Annotated in this window: 18 protein-coding genes; 11 read left to right on the forward strand and 7 right to left on the reverse strand. The window is 41.7% G+C overall.

Annotation, left to right across the window (positions count from 1 at the left end; genetic code table 11):
• Positions 1 to 83: 83 nt before the first annotated feature.
• Positions 84 to 2,807 (reverse strand): pyruvate, phosphate dikinase, encoded by a 2,724-nt coding sequence (gene ppdK / locus J4861_RS08670; RefSeq protein ID WP_211817630.1) that lies wholly within the window; start codon positions 2,805 to 2,807, stop codon positions 84 to 86.
• 203 nt (positions 2,808 to 3,010) lie between these two features.
• Between ppdK and rlmD the strand changes: the two genes are divergently transcribed.
• A complete protein-coding gene (rlmD, locus tag J4861_RS08675) occupies positions 3,011 to 4,438 on the forward strand; it encodes a 23S rRNA (uracil(1939)-C(5))-methyltransferase RlmD (protein ID WP_211817631.1) in 1,428 nt (475 codons plus the stop codon).
• Between the two features lie 299 nt (positions 4,439 to 4,737).
• Here the strand turns inward: rlmD and J4861_RS08680 are convergent, their stop codons facing one another.
• The 4 genes from J4861_RS08680 to J4861_RS08695 form a co-directional block, all read right to left on the reverse strand.
• The gene (locus tag J4861_RS08680; RefSeq protein ID WP_211817632.1) at positions 4,738 to 5,196 is read right to left on the reverse strand and encodes an HU family DNA-binding protein; all 459 of its coding nucleotides are present in this window, start codon (positions 5,194 to 5,196) and stop codon (positions 4,738 to 4,740) included.
• Between the two features lie 225 nt (positions 5,197 to 5,421).
• Positions 5,422 to 7,002 carry a hypothetical protein gene (locus J4861_RS08685; protein ID WP_211817633.1) on the reverse strand — a complete coding sequence of 527 codons (1,581 nt, stop codon included), beginning with the start codon at positions 7,000 to 7,002 and terminating at the stop codon, positions 5,422 to 5,424.
• 46 nt (positions 7,003 to 7,048) lie between these two features.
• Complete coding sequence (locus tag J4861_RS08690) at positions 7,049 to 7,258, reverse strand: hypothetical protein (RefSeq protein ID WP_249110923.1); 210 nt, start codon at positions 7,256 to 7,258, stop codon at positions 7,049 to 7,051.
• A gap of 370 nt (positions 7,259 to 7,628) precedes the next feature.
• Positions 7,629 to 7,856 (reverse strand): hypothetical protein, encoded by a 228-nt coding sequence (locus J4861_RS08695; protein WP_211817634.1) that lies wholly within the window; start codon positions 7,854 to 7,856, stop codon positions 7,629 to 7,631.
• Between the two features lie 268 nt (positions 7,857 to 8,124).
• Between J4861_RS08695 and J4861_RS08700 the strand changes: the two genes are divergently transcribed.
• Both J4861_RS08700 and J4861_RS08705 read left to right on the forward strand, forming a co-directional pair.
• Positions 8,125 to 9,252 carry a porin gene (locus J4861_RS08700; protein WP_211817635.1) on the forward strand — a complete coding sequence of 376 codons (1,128 nt, stop codon included), beginning with the start codon at positions 8,125 to 8,127 and terminating at the stop codon, positions 9,250 to 9,252.
• 146 nt (positions 9,253 to 9,398) lie between these two features.
• On the forward strand, positions 9,399 to 9,560 hold the full coding sequence (locus tag J4861_RS08705; protein ID WP_211817810.1) for a hypothetical protein: 162 nt from the start codon (positions 9,399 to 9,401) through the stop codon (positions 9,558 to 9,560).
• Between the two features lie 374 nt (positions 9,561 to 9,934).
• Here the strand turns inward: J4861_RS08705 and J4861_RS08710 are convergent, their stop codons facing one another.
• Positions 9,935 to 10,999 (reverse strand): ATP-grasp domain-containing protein, encoded by a 1,065-nt coding sequence (locus J4861_RS08710; RefSeq protein WP_211817636.1) that lies wholly within the window; start codon positions 10,997 to 10,999, stop codon positions 9,935 to 9,937.
• Between the two features lie 154 nt (positions 11,000 to 11,153).
• Here J4861_RS08710 and J4861_RS08715 point away from each other — a divergent pair, with 154 nt between their 5' ends.
• The 8 genes from J4861_RS08715 to J4861_RS08750 all read left to right on the forward strand — a co-directional run bounded on the left by J4861_RS08715 (position 11,154) and on the right by J4861_RS08750 (position 24,447).
• Positions 11,154 to 12,338: an ATP-binding protein gene (locus J4861_RS08715; protein ID WP_211817637.1), complete on the forward strand. Its 1,185-nt coding sequence runs from the start codon at positions 11,154 to 11,156 to the stop codon at positions 12,336 to 12,338.
• 46 nt (positions 12,339 to 12,384) lie between these two features.
• Positions 12,385 to 15,960: a pyruvate:ferredoxin (flavodoxin) oxidoreductase gene (gene nifJ, locus J4861_RS08720; protein WP_211817638.1), complete on the forward strand. Its 3,576-nt coding sequence runs from the start codon at positions 12,385 to 12,387 to the stop codon at positions 15,958 to 15,960.
• A gap of 492 nt (positions 15,961 to 16,452) precedes the next feature.
• Complete coding sequence (locus tag J4861_RS08725) at positions 16,453 to 16,869, forward strand: DUF1648 domain-containing protein (protein ID WP_249110924.1); 417 nt, start codon at positions 16,453 to 16,455, stop codon at positions 16,867 to 16,869.
• Between the two features lie 52 nt (positions 16,870 to 16,921).
• Positions 16,922 to 17,542 (forward strand): DUF6621 family protein, encoded by a 621-nt coding sequence (locus J4861_RS08730; RefSeq protein ID WP_211817640.1) that lies wholly within the window; start codon positions 16,922 to 16,924, stop codon positions 17,540 to 17,542.
• A gap of 110 nt (positions 17,543 to 17,652) precedes the next feature.
• Complete coding sequence (locus tag J4861_RS08735) at positions 17,653 to 18,891, forward strand: saccharopine dehydrogenase family protein (protein WP_211812565.1); 1,239 nt, start codon at positions 17,653 to 17,655, stop codon at positions 18,889 to 18,891.
• A gap of 4 nt (positions 18,892 to 18,895) precedes the next feature.
• Positions 18,896 to 19,216, forward strand: coding sequence for a TfoX/Sxy family protein (locus J4861_RS08740; protein WP_211817641.1), 321 nt, complete (start codon positions 18,896 to 18,898; stop codon positions 19,214 to 19,216).
• Between the two features lie 32 nt (positions 19,217 to 19,248).
• A complete protein-coding gene (recA, locus tag J4861_RS08745; RefSeq protein ID WP_211817642.1) occupies positions 19,249 to 20,274 on the forward strand; it encodes a recombinase RecA in 1,026 nt (341 codons plus the stop codon).
• A gap of 141 nt (positions 20,275 to 20,415) precedes the next feature.
• Positions 20,416 to 24,447: a DEAD/DEAH box helicase gene (locus J4861_RS08750; protein ID WP_211817643.1), complete on the forward strand. Its 4,032-nt coding sequence runs from the start codon at positions 20,416 to 20,418 to the stop codon at positions 24,445 to 24,447.
• A 169-nt stretch (positions 24,448 to 24,616) separates the two neighbouring features.
• Here J4861_RS08750 and J4861_RS08755 read toward each other — a convergent pair whose 3' ends face one another.
• Entirely contained in the window at positions 24,617 to 24,979 is a 363-nt protein-coding gene (locus J4861_RS08755) for a GntR family transcriptional regulator (RefSeq protein ID WP_211793251.1), read from the reverse strand.
• Between the last annotated feature and the right edge of the window lie 17 nt (positions 24,980 to 24,996).

Raw genomic sequence — 24,996 nt, forward strand, 5'->3', positions numbered from 1 at the left:
ACCTTATATTATATAAAGAAATTAGGCTGTGAACCTTGTTTTACCAAGGATTCACAGCCTAAATATCAAAACTAAGAAAGTATCTACATTTCTTCCACCGCTGCTTGTGCCGCAGCAAGTCTTGCGATAGGCACGCGGAATGGAGAACAGCTAACGTAGTTAAGACCTACACGATGGCAGAACTTAACAGAACTTGGCTCACCGCCATGCTCACCACAGATACCACACTTGAGGTTCTTGCGAGTCTCACGGCCCTTCTCAACAGCCATTTTGATAAGCTGACCAACACCCTTCTGGTCGAGAACCTGGAATGGGTCAACATCAAGAATCTTCTTCTCTAAGTAGCTTGGCAAGAAGCTGGCGATGTCGTCACGGCTATAACCGAAGGTCATCTGAGTCAAGTCATTTGTACCGAAGCTAAAGTATTCAGCCTTCTGTGCAATAACATCAGCTGTCAAAGCAGCACGAGGAATCTCAATCATCGTACCCACCTTGAATTCAACCTCAACGCCTTCCTTCTTGAAAAGTTTATTTGCAGTCTTGCGAATAATGTTCTCTTGAATATCCAGCTCATTAACAATACCTACCAATGGTACCATAATCTCTGGCTTAGGATTGAAGCCTTCCTTCTTCAACTGAACTGCAGCACCGAGGATAGCCTTAGTCTGCATTGCAGTAATCTCTGGGAATGTGTTACCCAAACGGCAACCACGAAGGCCCAACATTGGGTTGCTCTCAGAGAGTGCACTTACACGACTCTGAATAAACTGAACACTAACACCCATCTCTTCAGCCATGACTTCCTGTCCCTTAAGGTCATGTGGAACGAACTCATGCAAAGGAGGATCGAGCAGACGGATGTTAACTGGTAGACCGTCCATACACTTCAAGATACCGTAGAAGTCCTGCTTCTGATAAGGCAAGAGTTTGTCAAGTGCCTTCTCACGCTCCTCAGTAGTGTTTGCGAGAATCATCTCACGCATAGCCTTAATCTTCTCGTTCTCAAAGAACATGTGCTCTGTACGGCAAAGACCGATACCAACAGCACCGAAGTTGCTTGCTACTTCTGCATCGTGTGGAGTATCTGCGTTGGTACGAACAACCAACTTGCTATACTTCTTACAAAGATCCATCAACTCAGCGAAGTCACCTGTTACCTCAGCTGGACGAGTCTTAACCTCACCGAGATAAACTTCACCTGTTGAACCATTCAAAGAGATATAGTCACCCTCACGGATAATTGTTCCGTCAATCTCCAAAGTACGCGCCTTATAGTCAACCATGATTGCACCAGCACCACTGACACAGCACTTACCCATACCACGAGCAACAACGGCTGCGTGTGAAGTCATACCGCCACGAGCTGTCAAGATACCCTCAGCAGCAGACATACCTGCGAGGTCCTCTGGAGATGTTTCAATACGAACCATGATAACTTGGCGACCATCCTCGTGCCACTTTGTAGCATCGTCAGCGAAGAATACAACCTGACCACTTGCAGCACCTGGAGAAGCTGGCAAACCACGTGTCAACACATGTGCCTGAGCCAATGCCTCCTTATCGAATACTGGGTGGAGAAGTTCGTCGAGTTTGTTTGGCTCACAACGCATAAGTGCTGTCTTCTCATCAATCTCACCCTCATGGAGCAGGTCCATAGCAATCTTAACCATTGCAGTACCTGTACGCTTACCATTACGAGTCTGGAGGAACCAAAGTTTACCTTCTTGTACTGTAAACTCCATATCCTGCATATCGTGATAGTGCTTCTCTAACTTATCTTGGAGTGCATAGAGCTGCTTGTACAACTCAGGCATAGCCTCTTCCATTGAAGGATATTTAGTTGCACGAGTTTCTTCGTCAATATTTTGCTGTGCAGCCCAACGAAGTGAACCTTCCTTTGTAATCTGCTGTGGAGTACGAATACCTGCAACAACATCCTCACCCTGTGCATTGATAAGATACTCACCATTAAAGAGGTTCTCACCAGTACCAGCATCACGAGAGAAGCAAACACCTGTTGCAGATGATTCACCCATGTTACCGAATACCATTGCCTGAACAGTTACTGCTGTACCCCACTCTTGTGGAATACCCTCCATCTTACGGTAGAGGATAGCACGCTCGTTCATCCATGAATCGAACACAGCACAAATAGCACCCCACAACTGCTCCATTGGATCATCAGGGAAGTCCTTACCAGTCTGCTCCTTGATAGCCTTCTTGAAGAGAGCTACAAGCTGCTTCAAGTCTTCAACAGTCATCTCGTTGTCGAGTTTAATTCCACGCTCAGCCTTAACCTGCTGGATAATTGCCTCAAATGGATCAATATCTTCCTTGTTTACAGGCTTCATACCCAAAACAACATCACCGTACATCTGTACAAAACGACGGTAACTATCGTAAGCAAAACGCTCGTTACCCGTCTTTTCAATTAATCCGGCAACCACTGCATCATTAAGACCAAGGTTAAGGATTGTATCCATCATACCTGGCATAGAAGCACGTGCACCAGAACGTACACTCATCAGGAGAGGATTAGCTGGGTCACCGAAGGTTGAATTCATCAAGCTCTCTACATGCTTAACACTATTCTCTACTTCTGCCTTCAGCAAGCCTACTACAGTTTCTTTACCTTTCTCATAATACTCAGTACATACATCAGTGGTAATTGTGAAACCTGGAGGAACAGGTACACCGATGAGATTCATCTCAGCCAGATTGGCACCCTTGCCACCAAGGAGATTTCTCATATCAGCCTTACCCTCAGCCTTACCATTACCAAAGGTATAAACTCTCTTTTCGCTCATAAGTTAAAAATGATAATAAATTTTAGTTATTTCTATAGTGCAAATATACCAATAAATAGGTAAAGTAACAAACTTTTCTATAAAAATTGCTATCTTCACCTTACATTTTTGCTTTGTTAGCGAACACAGACTTGATAAAAACTATCAAGCAGACTACAAACGGGAAAAATTTAGTAACTTTGCAGCGAAATACAAAACAGATTATGAGTAGAAAAAGAAAGCCATTACCCATTCTGGAGAATGTCACAATAGAAGCTGTGGCAGCCGAAGGTAAATGTGTTGCACATGTTGATGATAAAGTTATTTTTGTTCCTTTTGTTGTACCTGGGGACGTAGTTGACCTTCAGGTGCGCAAGAAGAAGCGTAGCTATTGTGAAGCTACAGTCGTTCGATTCATCAGTAAAAGTACTGTACGTCAGGAACCTATGTGTGAACATTTTGGTATCTGTGGTGGATGTAAGTGGCAAAACCTTCCTTACGAAGAACAGTTGAAAGCAAAGCAACAGCAAGTATATGATCAACTGAGTCGTATCGGTAAGGTTGAGCTCCCTGAGTTTCGCTCAATCATGGGTTCAGTACACACCAAGGAATATCGTAACAAGCTCGAATTTGGTTGTGCTAACAAGCGTTGGTATACAGAAGAAGAGTTAAAAGCTCTACCAGAAGGCGTTGGCTTGGCTGAAGGAGCCATTGGCTTCCATATTACAGGTGCCTTTGACAAGGTATATCCTATAGAGAAATGCTGGTTGATGGACGACCTCTGCAACGAGATTCGCAAGGATATACGCGACTATGCACTCTCTACTGGAATGAAGTTCTACGATATTCGTGCACAACATGGCTTATTGCGAGATATTATGGTGCGCAACTCTAATACAGGCGAATGGATGGTACTTGTACAGTTCCACTATGACGAGGAGGGAGACGATGAGCGTGCAAAGGCATTAATGCAGCATATTGCAGACCGTTTTCCACAAATTTCTTCGCTCTTCTACGTTGATAATCAGAAAGGTAACGATACTTTCAACGACCTTGAACTTACACTCTTCAAAGGCAACGACCACATCTTTGAAACGATGGAAGACTTAAGATTCAAGGTGGGTCCAAAGAGTTTCTACCAGACCAATACCGAACAGGCATATCACCTCTATTCTGTTGCACGCGAATTTGCCAACCTTACAGGTAACGAACTTGTATATGACCTCTATACGGGTACGGGTACAATTGCAAACTTCGTCGCAAAAAAAGCTCAGAAAGTAATTGGTATTGAATATGTTCCAGAGGCAATAGAAGATGCAAGGGTTAACTCAGAGGTCAACAAGATTGACAACACGCTCTTCTATGCAGGTGACATGAAAGACATTCTTACAGAGGACTTTATCAGCGAGCATGGACGTCCGGACGTTATCATCACTGACCCTCCACGTGCTGGTATGCATCCAGACGTTGTAAACGTTATCCTCGGTGCAAGTCCAAAGCGAATTGTCTATGTTAGTTGTAATCCTGCAACACAGGCACGCGACCTTGCACTACTTGATGTCGACTATAAGGTAGCTGCTGTTCAACCAGTAGATATGTTCCCACATACACCACACGTCGAGAACGTCGTTTTATTGGAAAAGAGGCAATGATATAGAAACCTACTTTTAAGACAGGGTAACACTTATTCTTTCTAAAGCTCTATCACTTAAGCCTTACGTTCTTATGTTACCCTTTCTTAAAACATTCCATAGGAGCATATGTCTTTATACCCTCCCGTCTTCATTCCCTGATTTACTCAATCAAAAAGAGTTCGCAAACGGTTTAGAAAGTTTGCGAACTCTTTTTCATTTATCCTTAATCAACACCCAAGCCTTCATCATCTTTCACCACCATCTTAGTAGTGTTTTCATCTCCCCTCTCCTCTTGGAGAGGGGCTGGGGGTGAGGTGTTACCCCGCCTCTGGTCCTCCTCCTTCCTTCTCTTTCTTTTCCTTTTCCTTCTTTTCTTTCTCATCCTTCCACTCCTCCCAGTAGATTGTTTCAGAAACCAACGAACGAGTGGCAACCTTGTTGTTCTGCGTGCGCGATGATTCAGGAATAAAGCGAACACGCACACCCTTGATCTGCTTTGCTGTCACTTCTTCAGGCTTCGCGATACCCTTATCGGCGTTGATAGTATAATAAAACGTACCTACGCCCTCCAGTTTCACCGTGCGACCCTCGGCCATAAAGGAAGCCATCACACCGCCAAGATCCTTTAACACAGCATACGTGTCACCACGGCTCACCGTCGAAATCAATGCCAAGCGGTCCGCCACCTGATCTGTTGTTACAGGTTTTCCAACCGTCACTACCTGTGGATACCACAAGCCTGTAATCTTTTTCTTTACTTTTTTGAAAAATGCCATAATATTAATATTTTAAAGTTGATAAATATAGTTTGTAAATTATTTTCTTAATTAAGATAGTCTCACCCCTATTCTCAGGGTACCTCGGTATAGGACTAAGGGTATCTCAGTATAGGACCGAGGTACCCTTAGTCCTATACCAAGATAGCCTGTTTTATAACGCATTGATAATCAATATATTACAAAAGCACATAAACATCCTTATATTTGTAAATATTTTTCGCACTAATTATCACCGAAATCCGAGAATGATTGTCCCCTTAGACCGTAGTAACGGTACTCATAGAGTAACTGTATACGATTATAATGAAACAGTAGGTAGTATGAACGCTCGTGGGAAGCTGGATAAGAATTAGACGACCAAAAGTAACCAACCTCACCAATACGTTTAAGCCAACCACCAATATATTCACCCAATGTTGGTAGGAAGAAGTAATTGTTTGCATCAGCAGGGGAAATATCAGTTGCAAATCTACCATTGCTCCCGAGATAGCCCCCAGGTGTTGTGCTTAAATTGGTTACTCCGTCAGCACTATACGCAGTATTATAATGTCCTTCTGCTTGTAATACCGACTTTTTCTTAAACCAAACACCACTCTTATATAAGCGACCCATTGATGTCCATAGTTCATCACTATCCCAACAAGGGTCACCATATACGACATACCAACTTAACTCATTAGCATTAGGAATAGTTTTAAAGTAAGTAGTCTGAGCGTCAGGACAAGGATGAAGTGTATTAGCCCAACGAGGTTCTGTCATGTAATAAGGCTCACCACCACCATACTGATCTTTAACTGTTGCCTGACTACCACCCTTATTCCATTCATGACCATACCAGTATTGCTTCTGGGCATCCCACATATAGTAATGATCGCCATCGTAATCACGTATATTAAGATTGGCTTTCATATCGTAGTAAGTGTTCTTAGCATAAGTGAAAGAACCTATATTCTTAGTGATTGTTCCCTCCACGTTAGTTCCGAAATCCTTTACCCAATAACGTATTTTTAATGAATGTGTACCTGGCTTGATAATCATATAAGCTCCGTTTGTTGCTAGGCTGGCAGAGGTATTGGTCAATGGGAAGCCATTAGGATTACTACTACTACTCCAGCCACCTGTCGTCAAGACTATATTCTTACCCGTACCTGTACCAGTCAGCTCACCAGTTGACGGATCAAGCGTATAAGTATGAGTGATGTCATTATCAGAAATTACTTCAATTTTTCTTAGATAGCAGCTATTCAACACGGTATTACTTGTGTAAGGCTGGAAAACAAGATAGGCTGCCTGATGATCGAGACGAAAATTAAAGACACTGCCTCCTACAGTACCTGATGCATCGGCTGTACCGCAGTCACCAGATACACCAAAGTGAGTGGTGATATTTGGTGCTGTTTGTGTCTGAGTAGCTGGGATGTTTACCTGGTTATTACTACCATTCCTACCTGGATAATAAACCTTATAGGTAGCACTGTTATTAAACTTACCTGGCACCTTGAATTGGAACGAAGCAACCTTGGAGGTTGGGGCATTACTACTCTTCCGCCATGTACCGTCATCATCCTTTACATAAATATAGTCTCCAGCCTCCCAATAGAAATCACCACTGGTGTAGTCCATTGAAGTGCGGGTCTTAGCCTCATCACCTGCAATGAACGTAGTGAGGTTCTTGTCATTCTCGTTGCCTGTACTTGGTGTCTTTTGCGCAATATCTTCATTAGCGCACGATGAAAACGCCAAAACGAGTCCGCAGAAAGCTGCAAACGATAGCAAGCGCGGCTTTAATAATTTCTTTTTCATTGTCTGTTTCTTCTTTGTGATTCTAATTTTGTTTAATAACTCTCATTTAGTCTTCCCATGATGAAGAAGTTCGTTTACTGCTTTCTTCTAAATCTTCCCATGAGGCTACAGCTTTAGCACTTGAAGGACCCGAAGCGTGATGTCCTGGATTGTGCTGGCTAGGGAAAGAGGTAGCCATAAGGTTAGTTTCTTCATTCATGTGTGCTATCTGGCACTGTGGCGCAAGATAGACTTTTCTTTCTTTTGTTTTCATCATCTTTTTGATTTGATTAAAATAGTTATTATCTACTCTCTATTATGTGGCTTCGTTGCTCACCTTTTATTATATACATCCTAATAACTCTCCTAACCGCTTGCCCTCTCCCTCTCTACAGGCAGATAGCGTGTTACTGCTACCTGCCCGAGAAATCAACGAGAGAAAACAAAATATTATGAGAGAATTACAATTATCTGTTACGGTAAAATCAGTGGTTAGGGTTTCCTTATTCTGCTCTTTAGACAGTTCGGAAACAAGCACAAAAAATAACAAAGGAAACTTACGAAAAGTCCTTTGTTTACTCGTTTGCACGCGATTCGCCTCGCGCGCGTATGCGTGAAAGAAAATAAAAGTAGTTACACCTGCTCTACTAGAGAGAGAGAGAGAGAGAGAGAGAGAGAGAGAGAGAGAGAGAGAGTATAAAATTATTTGGAACTACCAAATAATTTGATATATTTTTCTCATCTTTTTCTGTTAAAGCATCTTTCATGCAAAGTTTATTGCAAGCAACAGGTACAACAACAACAGCATTTACACCTTTATTATATAAGGCACCTGCGTAAGAAGTTGTCATATTAAGATGCTTTGTTATTCTCATTTTGTTATTATTATGCGTTAATTTTCGTTTAACTGGGCGCAAAGGTAATAATAAATATTGGAATAATGCAAGAATAAAAGAATGAAATATTAAAATAAGAGGAAAATTAAAGAATAATATATGGAAAGAATCAAGAACAAGATTAGATAACGAGATCTATAGAAAACGAGAATATAATTTTGAACTTATATAATAAAATACTACCTTTGCATCATTAACAGCCGAGTTATAAACCTAAAATATTATCATTACCTAAATTCATAGAGTTATGAGAAAAACAATTATCCTATCAGCAATGATGCTATGCTCACTTCTCGGTAAAGCACAGGAAGCACCAAAGTGGATTAATAACGTGAAATTGTCTGGCTTCGGTATCGTTCAGTACCAATACAATGGTATGAACAACAACAAGTCAAACAGTTTCAACCTCCGCTTAGGCCGTGTATCACTTGATGGTCGTATCCTTGAAGATTGGGCTTGGAAAGCACAGTTACAGTTCAACGGAAACACATCTACATTGGGCGCATCACCACGATTAGTAGACCTCTTTATTGAATGGCAAAAGTATGATTTCTTCCGTGTTAAAGCAGGACAGTTTAAGAATCCATTCACTTTTGACAACCCTATCCATCCTATTGATCAGGGATTTATGAGTGTAGCACAAGGAGTTCAGAAATTAGCAAGTTTCTCTGACCGAGCTGGTGCACATCCATCTAATGGACGTGACATTGGTGTACAGATTCAAGGAGATTTCCTAAAGACAGGTGCAGGTAGAAATCTTGTTCACTATCAGGTAGGTGTATTCGACGGTCAAGGTATCAACGTAAGAGATGTTGACCAACAGAAGAATATTATTGGTGGCGTATGGGTTATGCCTGTTGAAGGCATGCGCTTAGGCTGGTTCGGATGGACTGGTTCGTATGCTCGCAAGGGAACATGGCTTGATGATACTGGTGCAACACAAAAAGGTGTACGCAGTCTGCAACAACGTCGCTATGCCTTCTCTGCAGAATACAAAGTTAACGATTGGACCATACGCTCTGAATACGTACACTCTACTGGTAATGCCTTCGCTAAAGCACTGAGCAACACAGATGCTTCGGCAGCTACAGACTGCAGTCTTAGTGCAGATGGAGACAAAGCTCAGGGTGTTTATGCTTTAGTCATTGCGCCTATCATTCCTAAGAAGCTACATGCCAAGGCACGTTACGATATGTATCAGCCATCTGATGGTGCTGAAAAGCAGCGTACACAATACGACTTAGGACTTGACTATAAGTTCACCAAAAACCTTGCATTGAGTGGTATTTATTCTTATGTTCATGACCGCTCTATGAATAGTACAGGTAAACCAAACTATTCAATGCTTGACTTAGAATTAAGTTTCCGGTTTTAAAATAAAGAAAAATTAAAGAAAATCACGGATACATTAGGTTGTATCCGTGTTTTTTTATATCTTTGCCGATGTTCGAATAAACAGACATTAACAAACGAGGGTTGTATGTATTGCACGATAAAACATCCTCGTACAAACTCTAAAACATGACAAGACATCAGCACATCGACTATCAGACAGGAGGAATCAAACCTCCTTCTTCATCGGCAGCACGCCGTCGTAAGGCTTTTAATAAGGTAATGAAGATTGTTATGACATTCTTTGCCTTAGCAGTTGTTGGCTTGGCTTACTGGATGTATCACAACTAAGCCTATTATTTCTTTAACGAACAAAAGGTCAAACGTCTACGTCTTATTCAGCTATTTATAGCTGAATAAGTCTGAATTTGTAAGTAAAAACAAGTTCGCAACATCTTGGGAATGTTATTGTTAAATACCTTTCTTGGTAAACATTTCTTATATAAGATTGTCATTAACATCCTACTAAAGTGTAATTAATGACAATTGGTGTCTTCTATCCCACTTTATTTAATGATATCTGCAGCCCAACACATATGGTGCGGAGCCCTAACACCATTCGTGCGGAGGGTAAACACAAGTTGTGTTGCAGGCTAACACATCACAAATAAAGATCTAATATGACTTCACACACTCTTCTATAAGCGATTATTCAAGTACAAATATTATCTATCTTTGTGAACTATATGAAGATGATAATGAGAACCATCATAATCTATTCGCATCATTCTATTATGGAGTTCTTCCCAAGTAGATAAAGACAAGGCAACATGTCCCATCGTGCGTCTCAAGTTAATCTCAACTACAGGGTGAAGCATAAAACCATCTTCTGCAGCAACAATCATCATATCAACGCCTAAAGGACCACTATAAACACCTCGCAAATGATTGGTTAGCAACTGTTCCAAAGCTGAAATAACATCATGTAACAGTTCATTCGACACATAAGTAGACAGAGTAGAATGTTTCTCAGCTTCACCTGCAAGGCTATTACCTACATATGCACCGTTAACAGTATGGAATACTGATAGTCCTGCGTAATGGACTCCATCCGCATCCGCATAAAATTCTACACCAAAATCCTTCACCTTATTGTAATAAGGCTCTATCATTATACCGCCTTGCATCTTTATCACATTCTTAGACCAATTAGCCAAGGCAGCATCCAAGATAGTATCAACATAGCGCACTCCTCTCCCACTGCTACTCCACGGAGCCTTTATCACAGCCTTACCCAAACTCTGAAGAATACTTTCTAACTCTACAATACTATCAACATAGGACGACTTACCAAGTAAAATAGGATGAACAAAGCTCTCTTGTAGTTCCTTTAATACAGAAGAAGAGAACTGACGAGTACTAAGTCTTCGTATATTCGCAAGAGCCTCATCATCAGGAAGTATAGATGGTTTAACACCCATCTGCTCCAACTGAAACTTAATAGAAGAATCCCATCCCCATGGCAAAACCTTATCAATCTGATCTGATAGACGCTCTACACCATTCTTATCAACAAAATTCACCTGCTTACCATAACGCTGAAGACGAGACGCATGCTGCTGAGCAGAACATACGTTTTCCACAAGTACATAATCACCTTCTTCTGCCCACAGAACAGGTAGGTAATCTAAATCATTGCGAAGCTGCCTACCTGCGTGCGGAGCCGTAAAATACTTGTTATCATAAGCTAACGCTATATCATGTTCGGGGTTAAATACGTGTAATGTCATCGAAATCCTTTGTTAATGCTGTGCAAAGGTACATCAAACCAAATATAACACAAAATAAAAACAAAAAAATCATTTTTTGCTATCTATAGTTTGCAAATTAAAGAAATTAATAGTAACTTTGCATGTGGATAATATTATATATAACGGGAACAAGATGGACGCATTCTTTCGCACGCATACTTACTTGGTGGAGCATGTAAATGCCCCAGTGCGTCGTCGTCTCATGGATGAGATTAATTGGGACGACCGGCTCATCGGCATCAAGGGTACGCGAGGCGTAGGTAAAACGACCTTCCTCCTACAATATGCCAAAGAGCGTTACGGCGCTACTGATTGCCAATGCCTTTATGTAAACATGAACAACTTTTACTTCCAAGGCAGAGGTATAGCAGACTTCGCTGGCGAATTTTATCGTCATGGTGGAAAAGTCTTGTTGATTGACCAAGTATTCAAGCAGCCTGACTGGAGTCATGAACTCCGTCAATGCTATGACAATTATCCTGAGTTGAAGATAGTTTTCACAGGCTCAAGTGTCATGAGACTGAAAGAAGAAAACCCTGAACTTAATGGCATTGTAAAGAGCTATAACTTGAGAGGTTTCTCTTTTCGCGAATACTTGAATTTACAAACAAACCAACAGTTTGAGCCTTATACATTAAAGGATATTATAAACAACCACGAGGAGATAACAAGACATATTCTCTCAAAGGTTAGCCCGATGAAGTACTTTGCAGACTATATTCACCACGGCTTTTATCCCTTCTTCTTAGAACATCGTAACTTCTCAGAGAATCTACTGAAGACGATGAATATGATGACAGAGGTAGATATCCTTCTCATCAAACAAATAGACTTGAAATATCTGACCAAGATTAAAAAGCTATTTTACCTTCTTGCCTTGGAAGGCCCTAAGGCTCCAAACATCAGCAACCTTGCTAAAGATATCAACACAAGCCGTGCTACGGTAATGAACTATATCAAAAATCTTGCTGATGCACGACTTATCAACCTTGTATATCCAGTAGGACAAGAGTTTCCGAAAAAGCCAGCAAAGGTTATGTTACAGAACTCTAACTTGATATATGCCATCTACCCCATCCAACTTGACGAACAGCAACTCATGGAGACATTCTTTGTAAATGCGTTACAAGAGGTATGCTTGGTAAATGAAGGTAATAAACAAGGCACATATATTATCAATCAAAAAGAAAAGTTTAAGGTATGTGATACTGGAAAGACTAAAAAGCGATTTAGCACAGACACAACCTATACTATATACAATACTGAGGTGGGAAAAGACAATCAAGTACCACTTTGGCTAATAGGTTTCCTATATTAGGCAAGACCAAAAACATTATAACAATATTCATTTAATAAATTTCAAAATGGCTAAAGAAAAGAAGTTTATCACTTGTGATGGTAACGAGGCCGCTGCTCACGTGAGCTACATGTTCTCTGAGGTAGCAGCTATCTATCCTATCACTCCATCATCTCCAATGGCTGAGCACGTAGACGAGTGGTCAGCACGTGGTCGTAAGAACCTTTGGGGTCAGACAGTAAGCGTTCAGGAGATGCAGTCAGAGGGTGGCGCAGCTGGTGCCGTACATGGTTCACTGCAGTCTGGTGCTCTCACGACAACCTTCACCGCATCACAGGGTCTTCTCTTGATGATTCCTAACATGTATAAGATTGCTGGTGAACTTTTGCCATGTGTATTCAACGTTTCAGCACGTACACTCGCAAGTCACGCTCTTTGTATCTTCGGTGACCACCAGGACGTAATGGCTTGCCGTCAGACAGGTTTCGCTATGTTCTGTTCAGGTTCTGTTCAGGAGGTTATGGACCTCTCTGCAGTTCCTCACCTTGCTTCATTGAAGACATCAGTACCATTCATCAACTTCTTCGATGGTTTCCGTACATCACACGAGTATCATAAGATTGAGTGCCTTGACCAGGAAGATATCCGTCCATTGGTTGACGAGGAAGATATTAAGCGTTTCCGCGATCGTGCAATGACTCCAGAGCGTCCAGTAGTTCGTGGTACAGCTGAGAACCCTGAGACATTCTTCACACATCGTGAGGCATCTAACAGTGCTTACGAGAATGTAGCAGAGGTTGTTGAACACTATCTCGGCGAAATCTCAAAGATTACAGGTCGTGAGTATCACCTCTTCGATTACTATGGTGCTAAGGATGCAGAGAACATCATCATCTTGATGGGTTCAGCAACTGAGGCAGCTCGTGAGGCTATCGACTACTTGATGTCTCAGGGCAAGAAGGTTGGTATGATAGCTGTACACCTCTATCGTCCATTCTCAGTTAAGCATTTGCTCGCTGCAGTACCAAAGTCTGTTAAGCGTATCGCAGTTCTTGACCGTACTAAGGAGCCAGGTGCAGAGGGTGAGCCATTGTACCTCGATGTTAAGAGTGCATTCTATGATGTTGAGAACAAGCCATTGATCGTTGGTGGTCGTTATGGTCTCGGTTCTTCAGATACAACACCAGCTAAGATTATCGCTGTTTATGACAACCTCGAGCTGCCAGAGCCAAAGAATCACTTCACTGTAGGTATCGTTGATGACGTAACCTTCACTTCTCTCCCAGAGGTTGAGGAGATTCCATTGGGTGGTGAAAGCACATACGAGGCTAAGTTCTATGGTCTTGGTGCTGACGGTACCGTTGGTGCTAACAAGAACTCAGTAAAGATTATCGGTGACAACACTAATAAGTACTGTCAGGCTTACTTCTCATACGACTCTAAGAAGTCTGGTGGTTTCACTTGTTCTCACCTCCGCTTCGGTGATAATCCAATCCGTTCTACTTATCAGGTAAATACACCTAACTTCGTAGCTTGTCACGTTCAGGCTTACTTGAACATGTACGACGTTACACGTGGTTTGCGTAAGAATGGTACATTCTTGTTGAACACTATCTTTGATGGTGAGGAACTTGTACACTTCATTCCTAATAAGGTTAAGCGTTACTTCGCAAAGAACAATATCAGCGTTTACTATATCAACGCTACTAAGATTGCACAGGAGATTGGTCTTGGCAACCGTACCAATACTATCCTCCAGTCTGCATTCTTCCGTATTACTGAGGTAATTCCTCTCGACCTTGCTGTTGAACAGATGAAGAAGTTCATCGTTAAGAGTTACAGTAAGAAGGGGCAGGACGTTGTAGATAAGAACTTCGCAGCTGTTGACCGTGGTAACGAGTACAAGCAATTAACTGTTGACCCAGCATGGGCTAACCTCTCTGATGACGATGCTAAGGTAGACGATGCACCAGCATTCGTTAAGGAACTTGTTCGTCCAATGAACGCACAGGCAGGTGACCTCTTGAAGGTTTCTGACTTCGTTAATCATGGTACTGTTGACGGTACATGGTCAGTAGGTACAGCAGCTTTCGACAAGCGCGGTGTTGCTACCTTCGTTCCAAAGTGGGATGCAGAGAACTGTATCCAGTGTAACAAGTGTTCATACGTTTGTCCTCACGCTTGTATTCGTCCATTCGTATTGGATGAGGCTGAGAAGGCTAACTTCAACGAAGAGACACTCGACGTCATCGCTCCAAAGCAGCTCAAGGGAATGCAGTTCCGTATTGAGGTGTCAGTTCTCGACTGTACAGGTTGTAGCAACTGTGCCGATGTATGTCCAGGTAAGAAGGGTAACAAGGCTCTTTCTATGACTCAGTTCGTTGCTGGAGAGGAAGAGGCTAACCACCGTGCAGCTAACTGGAATTACCTCGTTAAGAACGTTAAGAGCAAGCAGAACTTGGTAGACATCAAGTCAAATGCTAAGAATTCTCAGTTCGCTCAACCTTTGTTCGAGTTCTCTGGTGCTTGTGCTGGTTGTGGTGAGACTCCATACGTTAAGCTTGTTTCACAGCTCTTCGGTGATCGTGAGATGATTGCTAATGCTACTGGTTGTTCTTCAATCTACTCTGCTTCAGTTCCTTCTACTCCTTACACAACTAATGAGGAAGGTCATGGTCCTGCATTCAATAACTCACTGTTCGAGGACTTCTGTGAGTTTGGTATGGGTATGGCTATGGGTAATAAGAAGATGCGCGAGCGTATCGCTGTACTTCTTAACGAATCTATGGCTAACGACCATACACCTGCAGAATTCAAGGAGGCTGCTCAGGAGTGGCTTGATAACATGAATGATGCTGATGCATCTAAAGTTGCTGCTGCTAAGCTGAAGCCATTGATCGCTGCTGGTGCTGAAAAGGGATGCCCTGTATGTGCAGAGCTGAAGACACTCGACCACTATCTCGTTAAGCGCAGCCAGTGGATTATTGGTGGTGACGGTGCTTCTTACGATATCGGTTACGGTGGTCTCGACCACGTTATCGCTTCTGGTGAGGACGTTAACATCTTAGTTCTTGATACTGAGGTTTACTCTAACACTGGTGGTCAGAGTTCTAAGTCTACTCCACTCGGTGCTATTGCTCAGTTCGCAGCTAAGGGTAAGCGTATCCGCAAGAAGGACCTCGGTTTGATGGCAACTACATACGGTTATGTTTACGTAGCTCAGATTGCTATGGGTGCTGACAATGCACAGACATTGAAGGCTATCCGTGAGGCTGAGGCATATCCTGGACCATCACTCATCATCGCTTACTCTCCATGTATCAACCATGGTTTGAAGGTGAAGGGCGGTATGGGTCGTAGCCAGGCTCAGGAAGCAAATGCTGTTGCTTGTGGTTACTGGCAGCTCTGGCGTTACAACCCACTGTTGGCTGAAGAGGGTAAGAACCCATTCTCACTCGATTCTAAGGAACCAGAATGGGATAAGTTCCAAGACTTCCTTCACAGTGAGGTTCGTTTCCTCTCTGTCCTCAAAGCTTATCCAAATGAGGGCGAGGAGCTCTTCAAGGCTTGTGAGGATATGGCTAAGCTCCGTTACAAGAGCTATGTTCGCAAGACTCAGGAGGACTGGAGCGAGGAGGCATAATCGCCTAATCCACAGATTAAACGGATATAGTTAAAACACTATATAACATATGTAAAGAGGCTTCTTCATTATGGAGGAGCCTCTTTTTTATACCTATTCGTACAGCTTGCTATACCTTCTCATATACGTATTAGTATCTTACGCCCTCATAATTATAATCTTAATGCCTCACTTTCATCCTCATTAACCGATGTATCACTATCCAACACCTATCGTGCTAAGGCTTAGCACCAATGGTGTTAATAGTGAGCACCATTGGTGCGGAGTAATAAACACGTTGGAATATACTACCAAAATAAAACCAACTTATTATTAAGAACAAGCTATACTACTAAAAACAAACTTAACTGATGTGCTTAGGAGCTTGACTTTCAGAAGCAAATACAAAATTAAGGCTTATATAACAAAAGGTGTATTTGCTTTGTATTTTACAAAATAAATTGTATTTTTGTCATGAGAACTGAATCTTCTAACGTAAACAACAATCATAATATGAAAAGTAAAATCTTATCATTAGCCATTATTATTGCTATTACAATAATTGCGTTATATTGTGTTCTGAATGGACCTGAGACGATTATCCTACATTGGAACATTAGTGGAGAGGCAGACAGCTATGGTCCTAAGTATCTTATATTGGCACATCCAGCTATTTCAATAATCGTCTTCTTGCTGATTATCAACCAAGAGAAGCACCCATACGACACAAGTCTATTGAGCGAACAAAGTCGAAGAAAGAGCTATCCAAAGGCTATCCGTACCATTATGCCCATACTAATGGTAGTTATATTGTATCTTACAGCATGTTCTGCCCAAATGCTTCCCATGTCATCAATAGTACTGCTCTCCCTTATCTTCCTTGCTATAATTATCTTTATCTATAAATCACACAAACAGATAAAGCATTAAAAACGACCTTATTTATTTTGCATTTCGCTTGATTTAATGTATCTTTGTAGCTATGAATGCACAAGAAGCACAGAACATTAAATGGAGTGAGAACATCATCATTGTGGATGGTGATTATATAGACCATGTCGCTTTCGATCTCATTGTCAACTTTGAGCGAATGCTGAACCGTCGTATTCCCGCTGCTGATTTCAGCCAGTGGGTTGTAAACATTGCCCTTGATGGACGTTTGAAGCCAGGAAATCACGAAACACAAGTGGTTCTTTTACATGATAAGAAGAATCCAAAACTTGAGAATTTTGCCCCAGCCGATTATCTGAAAGAACTGAATGGGCAAGCATTCAAGGATTCACAGCTTGGCGAATTTATTATCAATGCTATTGCCACAGGTGATGAAGTAACCAAGAAAGACGATGTTCTTCTCGACCTTCTAAAGACAATTCTTAATCATGAAGAGGTTAAACGTATTATGGTTGTATCAAACGCTGAGGACAGCCAATTGATGAGTACACTTCGTTCTACGCTTCGCGATGTAGATGATGAGCTAAAACATATTACCTTGTTTGCAATGCAACCACTCGAAGGAGGTAATTTCAAACAGCAAATTTTGGGTTACTCGCTTCTCAATGCAATGGGTATATCCGCTTCAGAGATTGAAAGTAAGATTAAGTAAGACATAAAAATAAAGTAATAATATTAAAATAAAAATTCTCAAAATAACATTCCGTTGCTCCCTCTTTGGAGTGGAGAATAGAATGGGAAGACAGAGAATTAAATTGAACTATGGGAAAAGTTTTAATGATTGGCGCAGGTGGCGTAGCTACTGTAGCCGCTTTTAAGATTGTCCAAAACCAGGACGTGTTTACGGAGTTCATGATTGCCAGCCGTCGTAAGGAGAAATGTGACGAACTGGTTAAGGCAATTCATGATAAGGGCTACAAGGCTGACATCAAGACAGCACAGGTTGATGCAGACGATGTTGAGCAGTTGAAGGAACTTTTCAACTCATTCAAGCCTGAGCTGGTTATCAATCTTGCACTACCCTATCAGGACCTCACTATCATGGATGCCTGCTTAGCTTGCGGTTGTAACTACCTTGACACCGCTAACTATGAGCCAAAAGATGAGGCACATTTTGAGTATAGCTGGCAGTGGGCTTACAAGGATAAGTTCGAGAAGGCTGGCTTGACAGCTATCCTCGGTTGTGGTTTCGACCCTGGAGTGTCACAGGCTTATACTGCATATGCAGCAAAGCATCACTTTGATGAGATTCACTATCTTGATATTGTTGACTGTAACGCAGGTAACCACCACAAGGCGTTTGCAACCAACTTTAACCCAGAAATCAATATCCGTGAGATTACCCAGAAGGGACTTTATTATGAAAATGGCAAATGGATTGAGACAGATCCATTGGTAGTACATCAAGATATTACCTATCCAAACATCGGTCCTCGCGACTCTTACTTGATGCACCACGAAGAATTGGAGTCATTGGTCAAGAACTATCCTACGATTAAGCGTGCACGTTTCTGGATGACCTTTGGTCAGCAGTACCTCACTTACCTCGATTGCATCCAGAATCTTGGTATGAGCCGTATCGACGAGATTGAGTATGAAGCACCATTAGCAGACGGTTCTGGCAAGACAGTGAAGGTTAATATTGTACCTTTGCAGTTCTTGAAGGCTGTATTGCCTAACCCACAGGACCTCGGTGAGAACTATGATGGTGAGACTTCTATCGGCTGTCGTATCCGTGGTATCAAGGATGGTAAGGAGCAGACTTATTACATCTATAATAACTGCAAGCATCAGGATGCTTACAACGAGACAGGTATGCAGGGCGTTAGCTATACTACTGGTGTACCAGCAATGGCAGGTGCAATGATGTTCTTCAAGGGTCTTTGGAGAAAACCAGGTGTATGGAATGTGGAAGACTTCGACCCAGATCCGTTCTTGGAGGTACTCAATAAGCAAGGCTTACCTTGGCACGAGGAGTTTGGTGGTGATTTAGAACTATAAGAAGATGGCTTGCTCTTTAGACTTTATTGAATTTGTCAGTAGTCAGATAGCTACTGCAGGGACTGTAAGATACAGGAAGATGTTCGGTGAATACATGATTTATGTTGACGAAAAGCCTGTTATCATAGTTTGTGACAATATACCTTATGTCAAAGAACACGAGGCAATTAAGTCAATGATGCTATCTGCCGAACGTGGCTTCCCTTATGAAGGAGCTAAGGAACACTACGTTTTAGATGTTTCAAGATCTGATTTCGCAGTCAGAGTTATTAAGACCTTAGCAGAGGTTTTACCCTATCCAAAGAGCAGAAAGAAGAAAAAATAGTATTTTATCAATCAAAAACAAGATAATAGTATATGGCAAAAGAAGATACAGGTACGACATCGGCAGCTGAAGGAAAACTGAAAGCCTTGCAAGCTGCAATGTCAAAGATAGAAAAAGACTTTGGTAAAGGGTCCATCATGCGTATGGGCGACGAACAAATAGAACAGGTAGAGGTTATCCCAACAGGTAGTGTTGCACTCGACACAGCACTCGGCGTAGGCGGTTATCCACGTGGTAGAATCATTGAGATTTATGGTCCAGAAAGTTCTGGTAAGACTACATTGGCTATTCACGCTATTGCAGAGGCACAGAAGCAGGGCGGTATAGCAGCCTTCATTGATGCTGAGCACGCCTTCGATCGTTTCTATGCAGAGAAGTTAGGTGTGGATGTTGATAATCTTTGGATTTCACAGCCAGACAATGGTGAGCAGGCTTTAGAGATTGCAGACCAGCTGATTCGCTCTTCTGCTATTGACATTCTTGTTATCGATTCAGTTGCTGCCTTGACTCCGAAGAAGGAGATCGAAGGCGATATGGGTGATTCAGCCGTAGGTTTACAGGCAAGATTGATGAGTCAGGCATTGCGTAAACTTACTTCAACTATCGCAAAAACTAATACTTGCTGCATCTTCATCAACCAGTTGCGTGAGAAGATTGGCATGATGTTTGGTAATCCAGAGACAACAACAGGTGGTAACGCACTGAAGTTCTACAGCTCTGTACGCCTTGACATCCGCCGTGTTACATCTATCAAGGATGGCGATCAGGTTATCGGTAATCAGGTTCGTGTGAAGATAGTAAAGAACAAGGTTGCTCCTCCTTTCCGTAAGGCAGAGTTTGAGATTACCTTCGGTGAGGGTATTTCAAAGATTGGTGAGATTGTTGACTTGGGTGTTCAGTATGGTATCATTCAGAAGAGCGGTAGCTGGTTTAGCTATAATGGGACCAAACTTGCACAGGGTCGTGATGCAACCAAGGCTATGATCAAGGATAATCCAGAACTTGCAGAAGAGCTGGAGGGCTTGATTAAGAATGCTATCATCGAACAGACGAAGTAATAAGCACAAACCTATGGTAACTTGAATGTAACTCTTTCACATAAATACATTCCTGATACCATAGGTTTTTGTATACCCTTATTAAATTCCAGTCCTATAAGGTTTAACAAGGATACTACATTAATTATAAGCTTTATTTTTATGCTTTCATTCTCTTCTCTTAATTCCAACGAGCGCACACTTCTTATGCTGATGGCTTATTTTTACAAATATGGTCAACCTAAGAAAAAACTATCAAACTTGTTGGAGAAGATAATGTTGCCATCTCTTTCCGATTTGGCTTTTAAAAGGTTAATGACCGATGGTTTACTGATAGAAGTAAATCTTCACTACTACGGAGGTGGAAAAGTATTGTACATAAATAAGGATATGCTGATTCCTTCTCTCTTTGAACTTTTCAAAGAAGAAAACAGCCTATTATTACAGCATATTCGCAGACTTTATAAGAAGACTTATAATAATGAAAAACCATCTCCTTTGGTGCGTTTGATAATATATTACATTGCGCCAAATGCAGAGGAAGCAATATCGACTTCCTATGCACAAGTCTTAGATTCATTCAATGACTGTTGCCTTAACTTGATTGATGAAAGAGAATATGAGACCTTCTTTCTATCAATGCCTACAGAATTATTGTCTTTTGTGTTGAATGCAACTCTTCGTATGGCAATGGCTCAGGATAGGATAATAGACTGGGAATATTTAAAACTACTTGTTTTCAGCCGTAAAAAAACAGGCAGTAATGTAGTAAAAAAAAACGAATTAGATTCTGTCTTTGCTTATTATTACTATTTAGGTACGGGTAAAATCTGTATTAATCTCAAAACATCTATAAGCAATATATTTACACTTCAGATAGCAGCGATTGATGCATTGTATAAAGGAGATTACGCTTTAGCCTATAAGCTATATACCAAGGTGATGACTGCTAATAATAAGGTAGCTCCGATTAAGGGACTTTTCGTAAACCCTATTGCTAATTATTATTTCGCAATTGCAGCAATCTTTACTAACACTGAGACCTCACTGAAGAAGTTAGAAACGATGATGAAGCGTAATGGGGATAGGGAATACACGCCTACATACTTCCTTGTACAACCGTTGAAGGCTTATTTTTATGATAAGTCTGATGCAAATATTCGAAAAGAGTCTTATCTTGAATTGTGCAAGGAGCCAGATATGCAGATGGTATCTTGGCTTACTTGGACGATGTATCCGTCTTTTGGCATACTTCCGACAAAGGCAACTAAGCCTATTAATCCACCTAACTGGGCTTTCTTGCAGCTGGAGACTGGCATTATGGAGAGTAGCTCTTCTGAAGCAAATATGGTGAAAGACTTCGGTGGTACATCACTGTTGAGCCGATTAGAAGTAAAATCTCTTTGGCAGCTTCGACTTGAAACGCTAATTGCGGAGAATCAAACAGTAGGGAATCAAACAGCAGAGACTGTTCGAGACACAATGCTCGTATATCTGTTGCGCTATGGAATTGTTGTTCCCATTCTTAAACGTAGGTTGAAAAATGGTAGTTGGTCTGTGGGTAAAGAGCTTTCTGTTCGTGAACTTATAAATCTGGATGTTCCGGGCTTAGACAGTGTTGATCAGCGTATTAAAGAAGGAATCTTTTCGTGGGAATATAGTGTCTATATTGAAAAGTATCTGTATCTTTTTGTTGATTGTGACCATATTTACACCGGTTCCACCTATGACTTGCAGCCTGTGAAGATTCATAAGGACAATCCACACCTTATCATAGATAAACGTTCGGATGGTTCTTTCAGTGTCTCTACGAATGTAAAAGAGTTACAAAGAGGTGAGAAGTCGTCTTTCTTTTATAAAAAGAATTCAGAAACAGACTATTCTGTCTTTACCCCTTCTGAGTTTGAATATAAGACTTATAAGGAAATATTAGCACAAGAGATTTATCCAGCTGAAGCCGAGACCTTGCTAATTCAGCTGATTAAAGCTGTAGGTGGAAAGACGGAAATCCACTCTAATATGGTGGCTGAGCTTGACGATTTACAGCGTGTTGATGTGCAACCTTGTATAACGCTCCGTGTTGTTTCCACTGCAAACAACTGTTTCCAACTTACTGCTTTGGTGAGTATCTCTGATAGTCTTTCCTTTGTTCCGGGAAAGGGAAATGTCACCACTATTGCAGAGCAGGAGCATAAGAAAGTGCAATTGGTTCGTAACCTGAAGAAAGAGCGAGATTATCTTAAAGCGATTAATGAGGGTCTAATTGAGGCAGAGTTCTTTGATGAAGGCGAAGCATGGAAGCCTCAAAGTATTACGGATTCGATAACGCTTCCTATCTACACGATGCTACCTTTCATTCAGTGGTGTAAAGAACACCGTGATATTTGCATAATGGAATGGGCTGAAGGTAGTAAGATAAAGTATTATCCGGGCATCAGCAGTAGTGCTGCTCATATTTCTTTTAAATCAAAGAATAACTGGTTTGAGGTCGAAGGGGATATTGAAATTAGTGAGGGGCAGGTCATTTCTCTTCAAAAGCTGCTCGGACTGATGCATCAGAGTGCTCATCAGAAGTATATTCTTATCGGTGATAATGAATTTATTACGATAAGCACCCAGCTCTCACGCATACTTAAACGACTTGACACAGTAACGACCGAGAATCGTTCACATCTGCAGATAGCACCTGCTGCAGTCTCTTTGTTAGGCGACTTGTTGGATGATTCGTCCTTAAATATAAAGCGTAATGAGGCTATGGACACCTTACGCCAGCGCATAGAAGCGTGCAGTAAGACGATTCCTGTTGTGCCCAAGACCTTGCAGGCACAGCTACGTGACTATCAGGAAGAGGGATTTGAATGGATGTCAAGATTGACAGCGTGGGGAGCTGGTGTCTGTCTGGCTGACGATATGGGATTGGGAAAGACCGTTCAGACCATCGCCCTACTTCTTGAACAGAGCGAAAACGGAGCTTCGCTGATTGTGGCACCATCCTCTGTCGTACCTAACTGGCGCAATGAACTTCAGCGATTTGCACCGACGTTGAATCTCACTATTCTCAATCAGAGTGAGGATCGTTCAAAAGATATTAAGGAGGCAAAGGCAGGAGATGTTATTATCACCACGTATGGTTTGTTGAATATTCAGCAGGATGACCTCACTGGGAGGGAATGGAACGTAGTCTGTCTTGATGAAGCACATACCATCAAGAATGCCAATACGAAGATGTCAAAATCGGCTATGCTGTTGAATGCACAACGCAAAATTATCCTTACGGGTACTCCTATTCAAAACCATCTTGCAGAGTTGTGGAATCTCTTCCAGTTTATTAACCCTGGTCTTTTAGGAAGTGCAGAACAGTTCAAGAAGAAGTTTATCCTGCCTATTGAAGGAGATAACGACAAAGCACGCCAAAGCCAGTTACGTCGTCTGATTTCTCCGTTCCTTTTACGTAGAACGAAAGCAGAAGTCATTGACGAATTACCAGCAAAGAACGAAATAAAACTCCCTGTTGAACTATCATCGGAGGAGATGGCTATGTATGAGGTTAAAAGGCGAGAAACAGAGGCGAAGATTCTTGAAAATAAAGCTGACAAGGTAAGTACGTTGGCAGAGATTACTCATTTGCGCCAGATGGCGTGTAGCTGTTCGTTGGTTGACAAGAAATGGAAGCTACCAAGCAGCAAAGTGCTTGCGTTCATAGACTTGGCGGAGAGTCTCAATGACAGCGGTAATCGTGCGCTTGTTTTCAGTCAGTTTACCAGTTTCTTTGAAGAGGTGAGAAAGGCGATGGATAAGGCAAAACTTCCATATCTTTACCTTGACGGAAGTACACCAATGTCCATGCGTGAAAAGCTGGTAAGAGAATTCCAGACGGGGAAGTGTCCTTTCTTCCTCATTAGCCTAAAAGCTGGAGGATTGGGACTAAATCTTACGGGTGCAAACTATGTTATCCATCTTGATCCATGGTGGAATCCTGCCATCGAACAACAGGCTACCGACCGCGCTTATCGCATCGGTCAAAAACAGGACGTAACAGTCTATCGTCTAATTAGTCAGCACACCATTGAGGAGAAAATACTACGTTTACATAAGACAAAGCGCAACCTTTCAGACTCTCTTCTTGAGGGTTCTGATATCTCTCATGCACTGACGCAGGAAGAACTACTTGAACTGTTACAAGACAATAGATAACAGATTTGACCCTCCTTTCGACATATATAAAGTAGGCAAAACAAGAACTTACAATCAGTAGGTTCCTGTTTTGCCTATTTTTATTTGTATTGTATACAACAACTAACTTATTGGAAGATATCTACAAGTTACACTCTCTTGCAAATGTATTTATTTGTGGATAGAACGACTATTGCCGTTGCGCTTTATTCCATTCTTTCTCAATCTCTTCTATTGTGATTCCTAACAGATTCATCTCACGGAAGATGGAAGGGAGAGACTGAGTAAGGAATGTTTTACGCCGAGTAGTCATAATTTGCTCACGTGCATCAGCCGAAACAAAGTAACCAAGTCCACGCCTGTTGTATATTATCTCCTCACGAGAGAGTAGCTCGTAGGCCTTCACTGCAGTGTTCGTATTCACCTGCAGCATAACGGCATACTCCCGGACAGACGGTATTCGGTCGTCAGCTTTATATGTTCCGGCTATAATCTCATCGCAAAGGCGGTCAGCCATTTGCTCATAGATAGCCTTATTATTTTCGAAATTCATAAGCCTTAATATTTAAT

The sequence above is a fragment of the Prevotella melaninogenica genome (genome assembly GCF_018127925.1).
Classification (GTDB): Bacteria; Bacteroidota; Bacteroidia; order Bacteroidales; family Bacteroidaceae; genus Prevotella; species Prevotella melaninogenica_C.